The sequence below is a fragment of the Martinezella sp. CNPSo 3890 genome (assembly GCF_057784455.1).
Genome location: NZ_JBXSOR010000017.1, coordinates 32,648 through 50,739, shown reverse-complemented (window position 1 = coordinate 50,739; position 18,092 = coordinate 32,648). Strand labels below are relative to the sequence as shown.

The 18,092-nt window shown below is 60.0% G+C and carries 18 protein-coding genes; 12 read left to right on the top strand and 6 right to left on the bottom strand.

The features are described 5' to 3' along the window. Positions 1-192: 192 nt before the first annotated feature. The gene (locus tag AC13RC_RS27785) at positions 193-1,182 is read right to left on the bottom strand and encodes a sugar-binding transcriptional regulator (RefSeq protein ID WP_113333625.1); all 990 of its coding nucleotides are present in this window, start codon (positions 1,180-1,182) and stop codon (positions 193-195) included. Between the two features lie 503 nt (positions 1,183-1,685). Here AC13RC_RS27785 and tal point away from each other — a divergent pair. Then, on the top strand, positions 1,686-2,651 hold the full coding sequence (tal, locus tag AC13RC_RS27780) for a transaldolase (RefSeq protein ID WP_113420170.1): 966 nt from the start codon (positions 1,686-1,688) through the stop codon (positions 2,649-2,651). 551 nt (positions 2,652-3,202) lie between these two features. Here the strand turns inward: tal and AC13RC_RS27775 are convergent. The 4 genes from AC13RC_RS27775 to AC13RC_RS27760 all read right to left on the bottom strand — a co-directional run bounded on the left by AC13RC_RS27775 (position 3,203) and on the right by AC13RC_RS27760 (position 6,631). Continuing rightward, positions 3,203-4,360, bottom strand: coding sequence for a CaiB/BaiF CoA transferase family protein (locus tag AC13RC_RS27775; RefSeq protein ID WP_488559169.1), 1,158 nt, complete (start codon positions 4,358-4,360; stop codon positions 3,203-3,205). After that, positions 4,347-4,907, bottom strand: a complete 561-nt coding sequence (locus AC13RC_RS27770; RefSeq protein WP_488559168.1) for a MaoC family dehydratase — start codon at positions 4,905-4,907, stop codon at positions 4,347-4,349. The genes AC13RC_RS27775 and AC13RC_RS27770 overlap by 14 nt, the downstream gene beginning before the upstream one ends. A 30-nt stretch (positions 4,908-4,937) precedes the next feature. Next, on the bottom strand, positions 4,938-5,774 hold the full coding sequence (locus AC13RC_RS27765; RefSeq protein ID WP_488559167.1) for an amidohydrolase family protein: 837 nt from the start codon (positions 5,772-5,774) through the stop codon (positions 4,938-4,940). A 65-nt stretch (positions 5,775-5,839) separates the two neighbouring features. Continuing rightward, complete coding sequence (locus tag AC13RC_RS27760) at positions 5,840-6,631, bottom strand: IclR family transcriptional regulator (protein ID WP_488559166.1); 792 nt, start codon at positions 6,629-6,631, stop codon at positions 5,840-5,842. Between the two features lie 179 nt (positions 6,632-6,810). Between AC13RC_RS27760 and AC13RC_RS27755 the strand changes: the two genes are divergently transcribed. From AC13RC_RS27755 to AC13RC_RS27705, 11 genes are all read left to right on the top strand, one after another. Further along, entirely contained in the window at positions 6,811-8,127 is a 1,317-nt protein-coding gene (locus AC13RC_RS27755) for a type 2 periplasmic-binding domain-containing protein (protein ID WP_488559165.1), read from the top strand. A gap of 190 nt (positions 8,128-8,317) precedes the next feature. Then, on the top strand, positions 8,318-9,211 hold the full coding sequence (locus tag AC13RC_RS27750; protein WP_113354502.1) for a carbohydrate ABC transporter permease: 894 nt from the start codon (positions 8,318-8,320) through the stop codon (positions 9,209-9,211). Positions 9,212-9,213: 2 nt separating this feature from the next. After that, entirely contained in the window at positions 9,214-10,080 is an 867-nt protein-coding gene (locus AC13RC_RS27745; protein ID WP_488559164.1) for a carbohydrate ABC transporter permease, read from the top strand. Positions 10,081-10,085: 5 nt separating this feature from the next. Continuing rightward, positions 10,086-11,183 carry a sn-glycerol-3-phosphate ABC transporter ATP-binding protein UgpC gene (locus AC13RC_RS27740; RefSeq protein ID WP_113420175.1) on the top strand — a complete coding sequence of 366 codons (1,098 nt, stop codon included), beginning with the start codon at positions 10,086-10,088 and terminating at the stop codon, positions 11,181-11,183. A gap of 12 nt (positions 11,184-11,195) precedes the next feature. Next, a complete protein-coding gene (locus AC13RC_RS27735; RefSeq protein ID WP_488559163.1) occupies positions 11,196-12,308 on the top strand; it encodes a mandelate racemase/muconate lactonizing enzyme family protein in 1,113 nt (370 codons plus the stop codon). A gap of 13 nt (positions 12,309-12,321) precedes the next feature. Beyond that, entirely contained in the window at positions 12,322-12,651 is a 330-nt protein-coding gene (locus AC13RC_RS27730; RefSeq protein ID WP_488559162.1) for an L-rhamnose mutarotase, read from the top strand. A gap of 549 nt (positions 12,652-13,200) precedes the next feature. Continuing rightward, on the top strand, positions 13,201-14,274 hold the full coding sequence (locus AC13RC_RS27725; protein WP_488559161.1) for a Gfo/Idh/MocA family protein: 1,074 nt from the start codon (positions 13,201-13,203) through the stop codon (positions 14,272-14,274). A 3-nt stretch (positions 14,275-14,277) separates the two neighbouring features. Next, positions 14,278-14,739: a MaoC/PaaZ C-terminal domain-containing protein gene (locus tag AC13RC_RS27720; protein WP_488559160.1), complete on the top strand. Its 462-nt coding sequence runs from the start codon at positions 14,278-14,280 to the stop codon at positions 14,737-14,739. Continuing rightward, entirely contained in the window at positions 14,736-15,869 is a 1,134-nt protein-coding gene (locus AC13RC_RS27715) for an extracellular solute-binding protein (RefSeq protein ID WP_488559159.1), read from the top strand. The genes AC13RC_RS27720 and AC13RC_RS27715 overlap by 4 nt, the downstream gene beginning before the upstream one ends. A 105-nt stretch (positions 15,870-15,974) precedes the next feature. After that, entirely contained in the window at positions 15,975-16,706 is a 732-nt protein-coding gene (locus AC13RC_RS27710) for an SDR family oxidoreductase (protein ID WP_488559210.1), read from the top strand. Positions 16,707-16,814: 108 nt separating this feature from the next. Further along, positions 16,815-17,489 (top strand): DUF1345 domain-containing protein, encoded by a 675-nt coding sequence (locus AC13RC_RS27705; RefSeq protein WP_113330574.1) that lies wholly within the window; start codon positions 16,815-16,817, stop codon positions 17,487-17,489. A gap of 32 nt (positions 17,490-17,521) precedes the next feature. Here the strand turns inward: AC13RC_RS27705 and AC13RC_RS27700 are convergent, their stop codons facing one another. Beyond that, positions 17,522-17,695, bottom strand: coding sequence for a DUF1328 domain-containing protein (locus tag AC13RC_RS27700; protein ID WP_069615987.1), 174 nt, complete (start codon positions 17,693-17,695; stop codon positions 17,522-17,524). Between the last annotated feature and the right edge of the window lie 397 nt (positions 17,696-18,092).

Below are 18,092 nucleotides of genomic sequence, written 5' to 3'. Positions count from 1 at the left end.
ATGGATTTTGGTGGTCTTGGCGGGCACCCCCTCATCCGCCTGGCGGCACCTTCTCCCCGCTGGGGAGAAGGGGACGGCGGCGATCTCCCGCTCATATGCGATAGCCCTGCCCCTTGTGGGGGGAGATGTCGCGAAAGCGACAGAGGGGGGTACGCACCTTCGACCCGCTCGGAACTGGCAGCCGAAACGCCCTCAAGCCGCCTTCGCCATGGCCATCTGCAGCAGCGCCTTGGCAGCGCTCTCATCCGTAATCAAAGTATTGCAGCCGATGCGTTTGATGGTGGCGCTGATCGCCTGGGCGCGGTGAGCGCCGCCGGAAGAGATCACGATGTGCTTTGCCTTTTTCAGCGTATCGAGATCGACCGACATGACGCGCTTGTTGATCGGGTGATCGACGGAATTTCCGTCGGCATCAAGGAAGTTGAACATGGTGTCGCAGACGCAACCCATGTCGATCAATTCTTCCAGCTCGCGCTTCGAGATGAAACCCTCCGATAGCGAGGTCGATTGCGGGCCGATATCGCCGCAGCTGACGATGGCGAGATCGAGGTTTTCCGCCAGGCGGTAGATGGCCTCCAGGCCGCATTTCTCGATGAGATTGCGCTTGGTCTCGACGGAGTCGACGAGAAGCGGCGCCAGGAACATGTAGCATTCGGCACCCAGCTGGCTTGCCAGACGCCAGGTATAGTCGATCGGGTTGGTCTGGTGGACGGCAACGATGCCGCCGAGCAGGGAGACCACCTTGCAATTGTCGCGGCGGGTCGGGCGGAAGCTCGCGAGCGAAGCGGTCATCGTCCGGCCCCAGCCGACGCCGATCGTATAATTGTCGGGGATGGCCTCCGTCAGGAACTGGCCGAGCGCCAGGCCGACGCTCTTTGCCTGGGCGTTGACATTGCCACCGGCCGGCTCGGGAACGACGATCGCCTCGTCGAGCCCATAGGTGCGCTCGAGCTTGATCGCCAGTTCCACGCAGTCGTCGATGCCTTCGGTGATCCAGATCTGCACCTCGGCGCGGCGCATGGCCTCGTCCAGCAGGCGGATGACCGTGGTGCGGCTGATGCCGAGCTGCTCGGCAACATCCTTCTGCGTCAGGCCCTGATTGTAATAGAGCCAGGCGGCGCGAAGCCTCAGGGAGGAGGTCTCCGAATAGGCGGTATGGGTTCCGCGTCTCAGTTTGGCCACAGGTCCTCCGGCAAGATTGTCGCATGCGCCGTTTAACGTCATGATCCACCTGAGATGCGAAACGGAATGATGGCGGATGACAGGAGCAGGCGAGATCCGCTCTTCTGCTGCCGATATTCTATGACATGAAACTTATGTCAATCGAATTGCACAAATGTCCTTGACTTTTCCGTGCGAGATTGCTGATAGTCAGCGCTGAGGAATTCGGTCTTGTCCAGTCGAGGAGGACAATGTGCGAGTGCTGCCGCGAGCAAGTGCCGGGCCGGACGGGGAGCCATATAGGGCGCCCGATACCGGCGGAAAGCTTGTTTTCGGAAGGTTGTCTCCTCATCGCTCGGCCGTTCACCGGAAATGGAACTTTCGCTGTTTTTATCCCGTTACCAAAACATAGGAGAAGGAAGGCCGCACTCCCCTGACGCCTTCGGTCCCCGCCCGGCGCAAGACCGGATCTGCCGCCCGACATCTCCCATTCCAATGGGCTTCATTCAACAAGGATACCTGTTATGACTTCCAAGCTTGATCAACTCCGCGCCATGACGACGGTCGTGGCCGATACCGGCGATATCGAGGCAGTCGCTCGCCTGAAGCCGGTGGATTGCACCACCAACCCGACCATCGTGCTGAAGGCGCTCGGCACGCCGATGTTCGCCGATGCGATCAAGGAAGCCGTTGCCTGGGGCAAGAAGCAGGGCGGTGCCTCCGAAGCCGTCGTTGCCGCCGTTGCCGACCGTCTGGCAATCTCCGTCGGCGCAGCGCTCTCCGGTCTCGTTCCCGGCCGTGTCTCGACGGAAGTTGATGCTGATCTCTCCTTCAACACCGAAGCTTCGCTTGCCAAGGCCCGCGCCATCATCGCCGCCTACAAGGAGCGCGGCATAGAGCGCGACCGCATCCTGATCAAGCTCGCCTCCACCTGGGAAGGCATCCGCGCCGCCGAAGTGCTGCAGAAGGAAGGCATCGACTGCAACCTGACGCTGCTCTTCAGCAAGGCCCAGGCGATTGCCTGCGCCGACGCCAAGGCCTTCCTGATCTCGCCCTTCGTCGGCCGCATCCTCGATTGGTACAAGAAGTCGACCGGCAAGGACTACACGGCTGAGGAAGATCCGGGCGTCATCTCGGTGCGCGAGATCTACCACTACTACAAGGCCAACGACATCAAGACGATCGTCATGGGCGCCTCCTTCCGCAACACTGGCGAAATCGAAGCGCTGGCCGGCTGCGATCGCCTGACGATCAGCCCGAACCTGCTCGACGAACTTTCCAAGGACGAAGGCAAGCTGGAGCGCAAGCTCTCGCCGGAGCCCAAGGGCTCGGTCGAAAAGATCGCCGTCGACGAAAAGACCTTCCGCTGGATGATGAACGAAGACGCAATGGCAACCGAGAAGCTTTCCGAAGGCATCCGCGCTTTCGCCAAGGATCTCGGCACGCTGCGCGCCATGGTCAGCAAGGAACTGCAGCTCGCTGCGGCTTGAGGCGACTTGGCTTCCCCTCTTATGAGAGGCGTTGTTAGAGAAGGGGTGCCGCAGGGATGCGGTGCCCTTTTTATTTTGGAAGATATGTCAGGGACTTCGCGCTTGCGGCACCCGTGATACCCCCCCTCTGTCACTGTCGTGACATCTCCCCCACAAGGGGGGAGATCGGTGGGGCGCATCGCTAGTTCCACAAAATGAGGCGCGATCGTATCAGCGGATACGAGGCTTATTATTTTTCGATGACGGTGCCGCAGGTTACCAATCTCCCCCTTGTGGGCAGGGCTATCGCATATGGAGGCGGACGAGCAACATAAGCTTCTTCTCCCCTTGGGGAGAAGGTGGCCCGAAGGGTCGGATGAGGGGGTTATCGATTTGAATTCATGGATTTTGGTGGTCTTGGCAGGCACCCCCTCATCCGCCTGTCGGCACCTTCTCCCCGCTGGGGAGAAGGAGGACGGCGGCGATCTCCGCTCATATGCGATACCCCTGCCCACAAGGGGGAGATGTCACGAAGTGACAGAGGGGGGTATCACGGGCGTTGCGTAGAGAACCTAGCGAAGAAACTCCGCCCTGACCTTCTCCGACTGCCCGCCGATCGTCGGCGCCGCCATATCGTTCTTGGCTCGAACACCATTCACCCGGATCGGGCTTGCCGTCGTGCGTACCGAGGCGCCATCGTCGCGGGTTACCGTCTGCAGCATATCGAGCTTACGGAAAGCAGCGCTTTGCAGCAATTTCGGCCAGTCGAGCACTTCGGCCGCCCAGATGTCTGCTGGCTCCAAGAGATCGAGCCATTCGCGAACCGTCTTTTCCTGCAGGCGGCTCGCAATCATGGTCTTGATCTCGTCCCGACGCTGGAAGGCATCATCCGGCGTGTAACCGGAAAGAGCGGGCAGATCGAGCAGCGGCGCGAGTTTTTCCAGCGGCATCATCGCCAATGCCAGCCAGCCATCGGCACAGCGATAGACGCCATACGGCGCCGCGAGATAGGCGTGGGCATTGCGCACGGCGGATTTCTTCGGCAGTCGGCCGCCGTCGTTCAGATGGGTGGTTAGCACTTCGAACTGGAAATCGACCAGCGCCTCCAGCAAGCTCGTCTCCACATGCACGCCGTGGCCGGTGACGCCGCGGCGCACCAGTCCGGCAAGGATGGCCTGAACCAGGAGATTACCGGCCAGCATGTCGGCGACGGCGAGCCCAAAAGGCACCGGCCCGTCATCCGCCTCGCCATTCAGCCACATGACGCCGGAGCGGGCCTGGGCCAGCAGATCCTGCCCGGGGAAATGGCGCCATTCATTGTCAGGGCCGTATCCGGTGATGCTGCCATAGACGATGCGGGGATTGATTGCGGCAACGGCGGCATAATCGAGGCCAAGCCTTTCGATGACGCCGGGGCGGAAATTCTGGATGACGACGTCGGCCTTGGCGATCAGCGCGCGCAGTTCCTGCAGATCGCCTTCATCCTTCATATTGACGGCAAAGCTCTCCTTGCCGCGGTTGATGGCATGAAACAGCGTGGAGTCGCCGCCGATCTCGGTGTCGCTGAGATAGAGCCGGCGGCAGAGATCGCCGCCATCGGGCCGCTCGATCTTGATGATCCTCGCGCCGAGATCGCCGAGCCGTAGTGCCGCCATCGGGCCGGCAAGAAACTGGCTCATATCCAGCACGATGATGCCGGAGAGCAGGCCTTCTTCGTTATCCTTGGTCATGTCGGACTTTCAGCGGCGGCGCGTCCGCGGGCCGGCCGTTCCTGTAGCGCACGGTCTGGATATGCTCGCAATAGAGCACCAATTCGCCTTCGCCCTTGAAGACTTCGTAAGAGGAGCGGATCAGGCCGAGCTCGGCATATTTTGGCTGCTTATCGAGATTGGTGCGGATGGTGTAAATCGTCTCACCGATGAAGGTGGGTTTGATGAAGCGCAACTTGTCGTATCCATAGGAAAAGGCGTTGACGCAATTGGTGGCGACGAGCCCAAGCCCGGCGGAAAAGACGAAGGCGCCGGCAACGAGCCGCTTGCCGAACAGGCCCTCGGTTTCCGCAAAAATCTGGTCGCTGACGTAAGGATGCATGTCGAGCACCAGCGCGTTGAACTGCTGGGATTCGCCTTCTGAGATCGTGCGACGCAGCGAGCGGATCCTGTGGCTGATTTCGAAATCTTCGTAGAACCAGTTTTCCGCATTCCAGACAGGAATCTCGGCGTGATCGGCCGGCATGGTCTTCGGACAGGTGCTGGATATGCCGACGGTGGCGGTCATGGCATGTCTTTCGATGGAAAACCTCTGATCTCAAAGAGACCAGAGGCGCTTGGCATTGAGGTGATAGAGCCGGCTGCGTTCGTCGGTGCTTACGCCTTGCATCAGCGCGTGGGTGGCGGCGACCCAGGTGGAAAGATTGCCGCCGAGCGTACAGACTGGCCAGTCGCTGCCCCAGATGACGCGGTCCCAGCCGAAGCTTGCGATGCAATGTTCGACGAAGGGACGCAGCGTTTCCGGCGTCCAGCTGTCCGGATCGGCATAGGCGACGACGCCGGAAATCTTAACGGTGACATTCGGGCGCTTCGCCACTTCCGTGATCGCCGCCACCCAGCTTTCGCTGAAGCCATCCTTCACCGCCGGTACGCCGCAATGGTCGAGGACGAAGCGGACATTGGGATTGAGGTCGATGAGCGCGAGCGCCTTGGACATCTGATGCGGTAGGACGCAGAGGTCGAAGGTGAGCCGCGTGCCACCGAGCCGCTTCAGGTTCTCGCGGAAGAGGGCGCCCTCGGAGACGTCATCTGGCACGACATGCAGTACACGGCGGAAACCTTTGACGAAGGGATCGGCAAGTACGCGTTCGAGATAGGCGGGGAAGTTCGTGCTCTCAGGACGGCAGGCGGCGATGGCACCCCTGAGGAGGCTGCCGGGCTCACGGCTCAGGCCTTTGACGTAATCTGTTTCCCGCTCGATATCATACTCGGCGACGTCGACCTCCATGTGAAGCGTATCGGTGATCCCAAGCCGCTTGGCCTCGCGCGCATAGTCTTCATAGAGGCTGTCGCGATTGAGCGCGCCGGCGCCAGCCAGCCAGGGATAGGCGAGACGTTTCCGGTCGACGATGTGCAGATGGCTGTCGAAAAGCATGGCGTTCCTCCCATACCTGCTTGCTCAACATATACTCACAGAAGAATAGTTTATTCAAATAAAAATTATAACTCGGCCTTGTCCACCGTGCCGGCCACGGTTTCGGAGATTTGCTTGGCGGCTTCCCGGACATATTCGACCACCTGCTCGCGCGTAGGTGCCTTCGGGTTCACTGGCTCAATATAGGGGCAGGTGAGGGCGGCAAGGGCGTTGCCGTCCATCGCCAGCACGGGCGCGGAAATATTGTGTACGCCGCTCGTCTGCAGGCTGCTCATGGTTTCGAAGCCCTTTTCACGAATTGCTGCGAGCTTTTCCTCGAGATCGGCAGGCGGCTCCTCCGGATCCTGTTCCTGGCGTCTCTGCTCGTTGATCATCATCCGGCGCTGCTTTGCATCCCGGAATGCCAGAAGAATATGGCCGGAGCCGGTATTATAGAGATTGATCTGCGCGCCGACGCGGATGGAGATGCCCCAATAGGTCGGGGAATCCTGCTGGGCGATGACGACGACGGAGCCGCGGTCATAGATGGCCAGATGGCAGGCCTGCTCGGCACGGTTGGAGAATTCGCGCATCAGCGGTGTGGCGAAGGAGACGAGGCGGCGCACCGGCGCATGATAATGCGCAAGGCCGAAGAGCTTCAGCGTCAGATAGAAACGATCGCCATCCTGCCGCTGCACATAGCCGCGCCGTACGAGACGATCGAGCATGCGGTAGAATTCGTTGGGGCTCTTGTTGAGCGCCTTGGCAATCTCGGCCTGCGTCAAGCCGCCGTCGATCGTTGCCAGCAGCTCCAAAATGTCGAGCCCCTTGTCCAGCGCCGGTGCGCGGTAGCGATCACTGTCGTCTTCTATGCTCATCAACAAGTCCCCATGTGAAGAAACATGAATCATCATTCATATATGAATGAAGGCATTTTACAAGCGTGCGATCGCGGCTTGACGGCCAATGAATAAGATGTTTACTTATAAATCATTGATCCATATTTGGATCGAGAGGGCAATCGGGCAAGGGGTCCGATTTTAAGGGAGGAAGTTCGATGAGGAATTGGAAAGCCGGTCTTGCTGCCGGCACGATGGCATTGCTTGCCGGCACGGCGGTCTTCGCCGCCGATCTGCCAGGCAGATTTCCGGGCGTGACGATCGACGCCAAACTCATCGGCGGTCAGCAATACGAGCCGCTTTACGCGCGCATCGCCGAGTGGGAGAAGGAGACGGGCGCCAAGGTCAACATTCTCTCGAAGAAGAACCACTTCGAACTCGACAAGGAAATCAAATCGGACATGGCCTCGGGCAGCATCTCCTGGTGCGTCGGCTCGAACCACTCGTCCTTCGCGCCGCAGTATCCCGACCTCTACACCGACCTCGGCAAGCTGCTGCCGAAGGAAGAAATTAGCCAGTTCGTCGATTCGACCATCCAGGCCTCGACCATCGACGGCCGCCTGATCATGCTGCCGCGTGCGCAGTTTGACGTTTCGGCGCTCTACTATCAGAAGAGCCTCTATAACGACGAGGCCAAGAAGACGGCGTTCAAGGCGAAGTATGGCTACGATCTGGCGCCCCCGAAGACTTGGAAGGAAGTCTCCGATCAGGCGATCTTCTTCTCCAACCCGCCGAACTTCTTCGGCACGCAATTCCCCGGCAAGGAAGAGGCGATCAATGGCCGCTTCTATGAAATGCTGGTCGCCGAAGGCGGCGAATATCTCGACAAGGACGGCAAGCCTGCCTTCAACTCCGAAGCCGGGGTACGCGCGCTCGACTGGTTCGTCAACATGTACAAGGCCAAGGCCGTTCCGGCCGGCACGACCAACTATCTCTGGGACGACCTCGGTGCCGGCTTTGCCTCTGGTTCGATCGCTCTCGATCTCGACTGGCCGGGCTGGGCGACCTATTTCAATGATCCGAAGTCTTCGAAGATCGCCGGCAATGTCGGTGTCGTTGTGCAGCCCGCCGGTTCCTCTGGCAAGCACACCGGCTGGTCCGGTCATCATGGCTTCTCGGTAACCGAAGCCTGTGCCCACAAGGATGCAGCCGCTTCGCTCGTCTGGTTCCTGACGAACGACGACTCGCAGAAGCTAGAAGCCGCCAACGGCACGCTGCCGACCCGCAAGGCCGTATGGGACTGGGATATCCAGCAGGCTGCATCCGACCCTTACAAGAAGGAAGTGCTGAGCACCTTTCAGGAAGCCATGAAGTATGCCTTTCCGGTTCCGCGCACGCCGCAATGGATCGAGATTTCCAACGTCGTCTATCCTGAGCTTCAGGCCGCGATCCTCGGCGACAAGAGCTCGAAGGAGGCGCTTGATGCTGCTGCGCAAAAGGCAACCGATGTCCTGAAGGACGCTGGCGCCCTCTAAGCGGTGCACTCGAAATCCCGCGCGTCTCGGGCGTGCGGGATTTCCGCAAAACTGAGTTCGAGAATGGTTTTCGATCGGCACCGCAAGGGGCCGGTCTGCTCTGCCGGTTTGCTGCCGGCTTCTCGGTCCCAAGCAATCCATTCCACGCAGTCCGGGCCATGCTGCCGAGGAATGCCGACAGGTGCAAACCATGCTCAAAAGAATATCTCCACCGGTCCTGCTTCTTCTTCCGGCGATCATCGTCCTCGTGGCTGTGGTTCTGTTTCCGCTGCTTCTGTCCTTCTATTCCAGCTTCACGCCCTTTCGCCTGACGCGGCCGGCGACGCTTTTCACCTTCATCGGTCTGCGCAACTACATGCGCATCCTGTCTGATCCGGTGTTCTTGGCCGCCTTCGTGCGCACCGTCGTGCTTTTGACGATTGCCCTTAATCTGGAAATGCTGCTTGGTCTCGGATTGGCTTTGCTGGTCAACAAGGCGACCTACGGCAAGCGCGTGCTGCGCACGCTGATGATGTTTCCGATGATGTTCTCGCCCGTTCTCGTCGGCTTCCAGTTCAAATTCATGTTCAACGACAATGTCGGCATCATCAACAATGCCCTGCAGTCGCTAGGGATCACGGAAACGGCCATTCCCTGGCTGATCGATGGCAATCTGGCGCTGTTTTCCATCGTCATTGCCGAAGTCTGGTCGTCGACGTCGGTCTTCGCGATCCTTATCCTCGCAGGCCTGCTCGCCATGCCACAAGAGCCGGTCGAGGCCGCCAAGGTAGATGGCTGTACCAGCTGGCAGACCTTCCGCTACGTCACCTGGCCATTCCTGATGCCGTTCGCCTTCATCGCCATGACGATCCGTTCGCTCGACGTCGCCCGCGCCTACGACATCGTCAAGATCATGACCGATGGCGGGCCGGCGCGGCGCACCGAGCTGATCTGGACGCTGGTCGGGCGCACTGCCTATGCCGATGCGCAGATGGGGCTTGCCAATGCCATGGCCTATGTCTCGATCATTCTTTCTATCGTCTTCACCGTCTATTTCTTCCGCAAGCTGGCGCTTGCCCGCACCCAGATCGGAGCGGAGTGGTAATCATGGATCGCAACGCTCAACAACGCCTGCAGCGCCGCCTCTGGAAGATCGCCTATCTCATCGGCCTCTTCCTCGCGATGCTTATCATCTGCCTGCCCGGTTTCTGGATCGTCATCAGCTCGCTACGGCCGACCGTGGAAATCATGGCGAAGCCGCCGGTCTGGATACCGCAGGAGCTGTCGCTGGAAGCCTATCGCGCCATGTTCAGCGGCGTCGGGCAGGGCGGCATTCCCGTCTGGGTTTATTTCCGCAATTCGCTCATCATCTCCGTCACCTCGACCGCCATTGCGCTCGTCATCGGCATGTCCGGCGGCTATGCCTTCGCTCGCTTTCGTTTCGCAGGCAAGTCGGCCGTGTTCCTCGGGCTGATGCTGACGCGTTCCGTGCCCGGTGTGGCGCTATCGCTGCCGCTCTTCATGGTCTATGCGCGGCTCGGCATCATCGATACGCATTTCGGCCTGATCCTCACCTATGTCGCGCTGAATGTGCCGTTCACGATCTGGCTGATCGACGGCTTTTTCCGGCAGGTGCCGAAGGATCTCGCCGAGGCCGCGCAGATCGACGGCTGCACGCGCTGGCAGGCGTTCTGGCAGGTGGAATTTCCACTCGCCGGCCCCGGCATCGCATCGGCCGGCATCTTCGCCTTCCTCACCTGCTGGAATGAATATGCTCTCGCCTCGCAGCTGACGCGTTCCGTCGATTCCAAGACGCTGCCGGTCGGTCTCCTTGACTACACGGCCGAGTTCACCATCGACTGGCGTGGCATGTGCGCATTGGCGGTCGTGATGATCATTCCGGCTCTCGCTCTCACTTTCATCATTCAGAAGCATCTGGTGTCGGGTCTGACATTTGGTGCGGTCAAAGGTTGATCTCCATGGCTCAGGTTTCCCTCAAAAAACTCGTCAAGCGCTACGGCGCGCTGGAAATCGTCCACGGGATCGATCTCGACATCGCGGACAAGGAGTTCATCGCGCTTGTCGGCCCGTCCGGCTGTGGCAAGTCGACGACGCTGCGCATGATCGCCGGCTTGGAGGATGTGTCCGACGGCACGATCGAGATCGGCGATACGGTCGTCAACCACCTGCCGCCGCGCGATCGCAACATCTCCATGGTGTTCCAGTCCTATGCGCTCTATCCGCATATGACCGTGCGCGAGAACATGGGTTTCTCGCTGAAGATCGCTAAGCAGCCGCAGGCCGAGATCGACCGGCGCGTCAACGAGGCCGCTGCTATTTTGAGCCTTGAAGCGCTGATGGATCGCCGCCCGGCGCAGCTTTCCGGTGGCCAGCGTCAGCGCGTCGCCATGGGCCGCGCCATCGTGCGCCAGCCGGAGGTCTTCCTCTTCGACGAGCCGCTATCGAACCTTGATGCCAAGCTGCGCACGCAGATGCGCACCGAGATCAAGAAACTGCATGCCAAGGTGCAGTCGACGGTGGTCTACGTGACGCACGATCAGGTCGAGGCCATGACGCTGGCGGACCGCATCGTCATCATGCGCGACGGCTACATCGAACAAGTCGGCACGCCGGACGAGGTGTTCAAGCGGCCCGCCACCCGCTTCGTTGCCGGCTTCATCGGCTCACCACCGATGAATATCGAAGAGGCGACACTGAAGGCAGGCGAACTCATCTTCAAGAACGGTGATCGTCTGCCGCTGCCGAACCAGTTTGCCGGCAAGGTCAGGGAAGGAGAAAAGGTCGCCTTCGGTCTTAGGCCTGACGATATCTTCCCGACTGGCCACGGCCTGCATTCGGGCGCGGAATCTGCCGTCTACGAGCTGACCCTGCCGGTCGCCATCACCGAACCGCTCGGCAATGAAACACTCGTCTTTGTCGAATTCGCCGGGCGCGAATGGGTGACGCGCATGCTCAATCCGCGCGCGCTGAAGAGTGGCGAGCGGCTGAAGATGAGCTTCGATCTCAGCCAAGCGCATCTCTTCTCCGCCGAAACCGGCAAGAGCCTGGCAAACTGAGGAATAGCTCCCATGGCACGTATCGAGAAAATTGAACTGCGCATGGTCGATCTGCCGCCGAGGGTGAAGCGGACGGATGCGATCCAGAGCTTCGTCAGCCAGGAAACGCCGATCGTTACCATCACCGACAGCGATGGGGCAGCCGGCACCGGTTACAGCTATACGATCGGCACCGGCGGCTCGTCCGTCATGCGGCTGCTGTCCGACCATCTGGTGCCGCTCTTGATCGGTGAGGATGCCGATTGCATCGAGGCGATCTGGCACAGACTGGAATTCGCCACGCATGCTACGACGATCGGTCCCATCACGGCGCTGGCGCTTGCGGCCATCGACACGGCGCTTTGGGATCTGCGAGCCAAGAAGCAGAAGCTGCCACTCTGGAAGCTTGCCGGTGGCGCCAAGGATCGGTGCCCGCTCTACACGACGGAAGGTGGCTGGCTGCATATCGAGAAGGAAGCTTTGGTCGAAGACGCCCTGCAGGCGAAGGCCAAGGGCTTTTCCGGCTCGAAGGTGAAGATCGGCAAGCCGCATGGCTCCGAGGATTACGACCGGCTGGCCGCGATGCGTCTGGCACTCGGCTCCGGCTTCGAAATCATGACCGACTGCAATCAGGGCTTCACCGTCGATGAGGCGATCCGCCGGGCAGCACGCCTCAAGGAGCTGGACCTTGCCTGGATCGAGGAGCCGCTGCCGGCCGACGATCTCGATGGCCATATCCGGTTGACGCGATCGACGCCGACGCCGATCGCGGTCGGCGAATCCATGTATTCGATCCGGCATTTTCGCGAATATATGCAGAAGGGCGCCTGCTCGATCGTGCAGGTGGATGTCGCCCGCATCGGCGGCATCACGCCCTGGCTGAAGGTGGCGCATGCCGCCGAAGCTTTCGACATTCCCGTCTGCCCGCATTTCCTGATGGAGCTGCATGTCAGCCTCACCTGCGCCGTGCCGAATGGCAAATATGTCGAATACATCCCGCAGCTCGACGATCTCACCACCAAGGGTATGGACATCGTCGATGGCAAGGCGGTGGCCCCATCAGAGCCCGGCATCGGCATTGCCTGGGACTGGGATGCCGTGAAGGCGCGCTCGATCGGCGAATTCACCCGGGAAATTCACGGCTGAGGAGGAGCTAACCATGCAGCGGATGGGAATGGTGATCGGCCTGGAGCCGGCCAAAGTGGCGGAATACAAGGCGCTTCACGCGGCCGTCTGGCCCGAGATCCTGGCGCTGATCTCCGAATGCAACATCACCAACTATTCGATCTTCCTGAAAGAGCCGGAAAACCTGCTCTTCGGCTATTGGGAATATGTCGGCACGGATTTCGAGGCCGATATGGCGAAGATGGCTGCCCGCCCGAAGAACCAAGAGTGGTGGTCCTTCTGCATACCCTGCCAGAAGCCCTTCGAGACCCGCAAAGAGGGCGAGTGGTGGGCCATGATGGAGGAGGTGTTTCATCATGACTGACGTCCAATCAGGGCCCCTTATTCCGCCAGCGGGGAGATTGTGGAGTGCATACCCCCCTCTGTCAGCTTCGCTGACATCTCCCCCACAAGGCAGGGGTATCGCATATGAGCGGAGATCGCCGCCGTCCTCCTTCTCCCCAGCGGGGAGAAGGTGCCGCCAGGCGGATGAGGGGGTGCCCGCCAAGACCACCAAAATCCATGAATTCAAATCGATAACCCCCTCATCCGACCCTTCGGGCCACCTTCTCCCCAAGGGGAGAAGGAGTTTATGGTGCTCATCCGCCTCCATATGCGATAGCCCTGCCCCACAAGGGGGGAGATTGGTAAATCGCGGCTATCTCTGGCAAGCAACAGACATTGAATCTGCTGACACGACAGCTATTCGTTTCCCGAGGTGCTGCGAAACGCTTCAAGCGATCTCCCCCCTTGTGGGGGAGATGTCACGAAGTGACAGAGGGGGGTGTGTAGCTTCCACAACTTCCGAAGCCAATGTTCCTGGCTCCTTTTTCCGGGCAAAAGGTCAACCGACCTTGGTTTCAGGGAGGATGAGATGAACTTCGATCCCAAATCCCTGCGCCAATGGTGGCCGATGCCGTCGCATCCGCGTCCGATCGTGATTTTCGGTGCCGGCAGCATCGTCGGTGACGCGCATCTGCCTGCCTATAAACAAGGCGGCTTTCCGGTCGCGGGCCTCTACGATCCAAACACCGAGAAGGCGGTGGCACTGGCTGCTCGATGGGGCATTCGAGTTTTCGCCTCCGAGGCAGAAGCCCTTGCCGTCGATGGCGCGATCTTCGATCTGGCGACGCCGCCGGCAGCGCATGCGACGATCCTTTCGAAGTTGCCGTGCGGTTCCTTCGCGCTGATCCAGAAACCGATGGGCAGCGATCTTGCTGGCGCCTCCGAAATTCTGCGGGTCTGCCGCGAGAGGGATATCAAGGCGGCCGTCAACTTCCAACTTCGCTTCGCGCCGATGATGCTGGCGCTCTACGATGCCGTGAACAAAGGGTATCTCGGCGAGGTCGTCGATTTCGATGCGTGGCTGGCGCTTGCGACACCCTGGGGCTTCTGGCCGTTCCTGAAAGGCTTGCCACGCATCGAGATAGCCATGCATTCGATCCACTATTTCGATTTCATTCGCGGGCTGCTCGGTAATCCTCAAGGGATCCACGCCAAGACCATCGGCCATCCCAACCATGATGTCGCCCAGACGCGGACGGCTGCGATTCTCGATTATGGCGACAAGGTTCGCTGCGTGCTCTCGGTCAATCACGACCATGATTTCGGCCGCAAGTTCCAGGCTTGTGAGTTTCGCATCGCCGGCACCAAGGGGGCGGCCTATGTCAAGCTCGGTGTCAATCTCGACTATCCCAGCGGGGAGCCGGACGAACTTTGGATCCGACCTGAGGGCGGCAGCGATTGGGTCGAGGTCAAGCTGGAGGGCGCCTGGTTCCCGGATGCCTTTGTCAATCGCATGGCCAACCTGCAGCGTTTTGCATCCGGCGAGGATCAGGAGCTGATCGGTTCCGTCGAGGATGCCTGGCAGACCATGGCTCTCGTCGAGGCCGCTTATCAATCGAGCGCCGCGCCGGCGACGCCGATTGCCGAACTTCCAAAGGCTTGAGCAATGGCAGAACAAACCCTCTATTTCGAAGATTATGAAGTCGGCCACGTCAGGGTGACCACGGGACGGACGATCACCGAGACGGATTTTGTTGTCCATGCTGGCCATACCGGCGATTTCTTCCCACATCACATGGATGCGGAATTCGCCAAGACCTTGCCCGGCGGCCAGCGCATCGCGCATGGCACGATGATCTTTGCGATCGGCGTCGGACTAACGGCCTCGCTCATCAATCCCGTCGCCTTTTCCTATGGTTACGATCGGCTCCGCTTCGTCCGCCCGGTGCATATTGGCGATACGATCCGCACCCGCGTCACCATTTCGGCGAAGGAGGATGATCCGAAACGGCCGGCTTCCGGTCGTGTGGTCGAGCGTTGCGAAGTGCTCAACCAGCGCGACGAAGTCGTGCTTGCCGCCGATCATATCCTGGTCGTCGAGTGCAAGCCGAGCGCGGGGAAGGCATGATGGTAGAACTTAAGGGAATGACCTGGTCGCATCCGCGCGGCTACGATCCGATGATCGCCTGCTCGAAGGTGTGGCGGGAAAAGACCGGTGTCGAGATCAGCTGGGAAAAGCGCTCGCTGCAGGGTTTCGAGACTTTTCCGGTGGAGGAGCTTGCCGCGCAATACGATCTCATCGTCATCGATCATCCGCATGTCGGGCAGATCACGCGCGAGAACTGCCTGCTGCCGCTCGATGATGCAGGCTGTGCGGAGGAAATTGCCGCGATCGCCGCCGGCACCGTTGGGCGCTCCTATCCGAGCTACAACTGGCAGGGCCGGCAATGGGCCTTTCCGCTCGATGCGGCAACACAGGTGCAGGCCTATCGGCCCGACCGGCTGAGCGCGCCGGTCAAGAATCTCGCCGAATTCGTGACGCTCACCAAGGAAGGCAAAGCAATCCTGCCGATGCGGCCGCCGCATTCGCTGATGACTTTCATCACGCTGGCTGCCCACCTCGGCACGCCCTGCAACATCGAAGGGCCGGATTTCATTGCCAAGGCCGATGGCGAAGCGGTGCTCGACTGGATCGCGCAGCTCGTTTCGGGCATGGATTCCAGCTGCTACGAAATGGATCCGATCGCCGTGCTCGATCTGATGGGCCAGCCTGACGGCCCCTATGTGGCGTCGCCGTTCATCTATGGCTACGCGAACTATTCCTTTGCCGGTTTCAGGCCGGCGCGGATCGCTTTTGCAGATATGCCCGTGATCGATGGACGCGCGCCGAATGGCTCGGCACTTGGCGGCACCGGCATTGCGGTGTCGGCACGTACGCAAGCGCCTGAAGAGGCGAAGGCTTTTGCGCGCTGGATTGCGAGTGGGCCGGTGCAGGCGGGTGTTTATGCGAGTGGCAATGGTCAACCCGGCCATGCCGACGGCTGGGTCAGCGATGCGGTCAATGCGCCGGCGCTCGATTTTTACCGCAACACGCGTGCGACGCTGGAAGGCGCCTATGTGCGGCCGCGGCATGATGGCTACATGGCATTTCAAAGCGATGCATCCGAGATGATTAGCAATGGACTGCGAAGCGGCGAGCGGCATACAGTCCTCATCGACAAGCTGAATCATCGCTTCGCGCAGTCTTTCGAAGCGTAGTGAGGTTGCGCCAACTGATTGTTATAGCATGATCTTATCCGAGGTTTCGGCGATGCAGCCGGCGGCATGGATGGGGTCATGGTTCCCGAAGAAAGGATCAGGATTATGGGTCACGGGTTGGAAGGCAAGAAGGTCGTCATCACGGCGGCGGGGCAGGGCATCGGCCGGGCGTCGGCAGAGCGCTTCATCTCGCTTGGCGCACATGTCTACGCCACTGATATCAACGAGCAGACGCTCTCGACGCTTGATGGCGCGACCAAACATGTGTTGAACGTGCTCGATAGCGCCGCCGTCAAGGCCTACGCGGAAGAGCTTGGCCCGATCGACGTGCTCTTCAATTGCGCCGGTTTCGTCCATGCCGGCACGATCCTGGACTGCGAGGAGAAGGATTGGGATTTCTCCTTTAACCTCAATGCCAAGGCGATGTACACGACGTGCCGGGCCTTCCTGCCGGGCATGCTGGAAAAGGGCAAGGGTTCGATCGTCAACATGTCCTCCGTTGCTTCCAGTGTGAAGGGCGTGCCGAACCGTTTCGCCTATTGCGCCTCCAAGGCTGCCGTGATCGGCCTGACCAAATCGATCGCCGCCGATTTCGTCTCCAAGGGCATCCGCGCCAATGCGATTTGCCCTGGCACGGTCGATAGCCCCTCGCTGCATGAGCGGCTGAAGGCAACCGGTGACTACGAGAAGGCAATGAAGGACTTTATCGCCCGCCAGCCGATGGGCCGGATCGCGACTGCCGAAGAGATCGCCGCGCTGGTGACCTATCTCGCCGGCGACGAGGCGGGCTTCACGACAGGCCAGATCCACGTCATCGACGGTGGCTGGACGGGCTGAGGCTGCATTTTGAAGGTCGGAGGCCCCGTATTGCGAGGCTTCCTTTTATTTGCCACTCTCGCCGGCGAATCGTTGTTTTGAAAGACGATTTGCGATCGGGAGAGCGGTATGGATGCGCAGGGACATTTGCATCATTCCAGATGGCGTGTGCTGTGGCGCAAGCATCATGTCATCCTGATTGCGGTTCTTGCCGGCATCGCCGTCTTTCTGCTTCTGACATCCCGCGAGTTCAATGCCAGCAATCTGCTGATCGCTTGGGATACGACCGCAATCGTCTATATCGTTTACAGCCTGTACAGGATGCTGACGGCCGACCCGCAGCGCATACGCAAGCGCTCGGCCGATCTCGATTTCTCGGATGGATTCCTGCTGTTCCTGTCGATTGCGGCAGCGCTCGCCAGCATCGGCGGCATTGCGCTGGATCTGCTTGGCGTCAAGGACGCCTCACCCGAAATCGCCTTCTACCGCGTGATGATGGCGATCGTGACGATCCTGATATCCTGGACCTTCCTGCATACGCTGTTCACCATCCACTATGCGCATCGGTTCTACAGCAGTCCGGGCAAGGGGCAGGGGCTGAAATTCGCCGAGCCTTTGGAGGAGCCGATCTATTGGGACTTCCTCTATTTCTCCTTCACGATCGGGGTTGCGGCTCAGACCGCCGATATCGGTATTTCCACCGTTTCGATGCGTAAGCTCGCGCTTCTGCACGCGATCCTGTCGTTTCTGTTCAATACGACGATCCTGGCGCTCGCCATAAATGTCGGGGCGAGCCTGATCTAGGCCCGCCCCTTCGGTGGTTGCGGCTTATGTTGCTAGACGACTGCATTGCCGGCCATGACGGCCAGGATCAGGAATATCAGGAAGATGATCAGGAAGATGGCGAAGAGAACGCGCGCAATGGTTGCGGTTGCCGCGGACACGCCAGAAAAGCCGAAAAAGCCGCTGATCAAAGAAATCACAAAGAAAATGAGAGCCCATTTCAGCATTTAGCAATCTCCTCTGCGTTGTACTTCTTAAAGACGCGGGAGGAGGGTGAATTGTTCCAAAGGCGTTTTGGGGTAATGAGCATTGTTGCCTTCGACGGATGCTGTCGAGTCTGCTGAGGGTGCATACCCTCTCTGTCACTTTCGTGACATCTCCCCCACAAGGGCAGGGCTATCGCATATGGAGGCGGACGAGCACCATAAGCTCCTTCTCCCCTTGGGGAGAAGGTGGCCCGAAGGGTCGGATGAGGGGGTTATCGATTTGAATTCATGGATTTTTGTGGTCTTGGCGGGCACCCCCTCATCCGCCTGTCGGCACCTTCTCCCCGCTGGGGAGAAGGGGACGGCGGCGATCTCCGCTCATATGCGATACCCTGCCCACAAGGGGGGAGATTGGTAA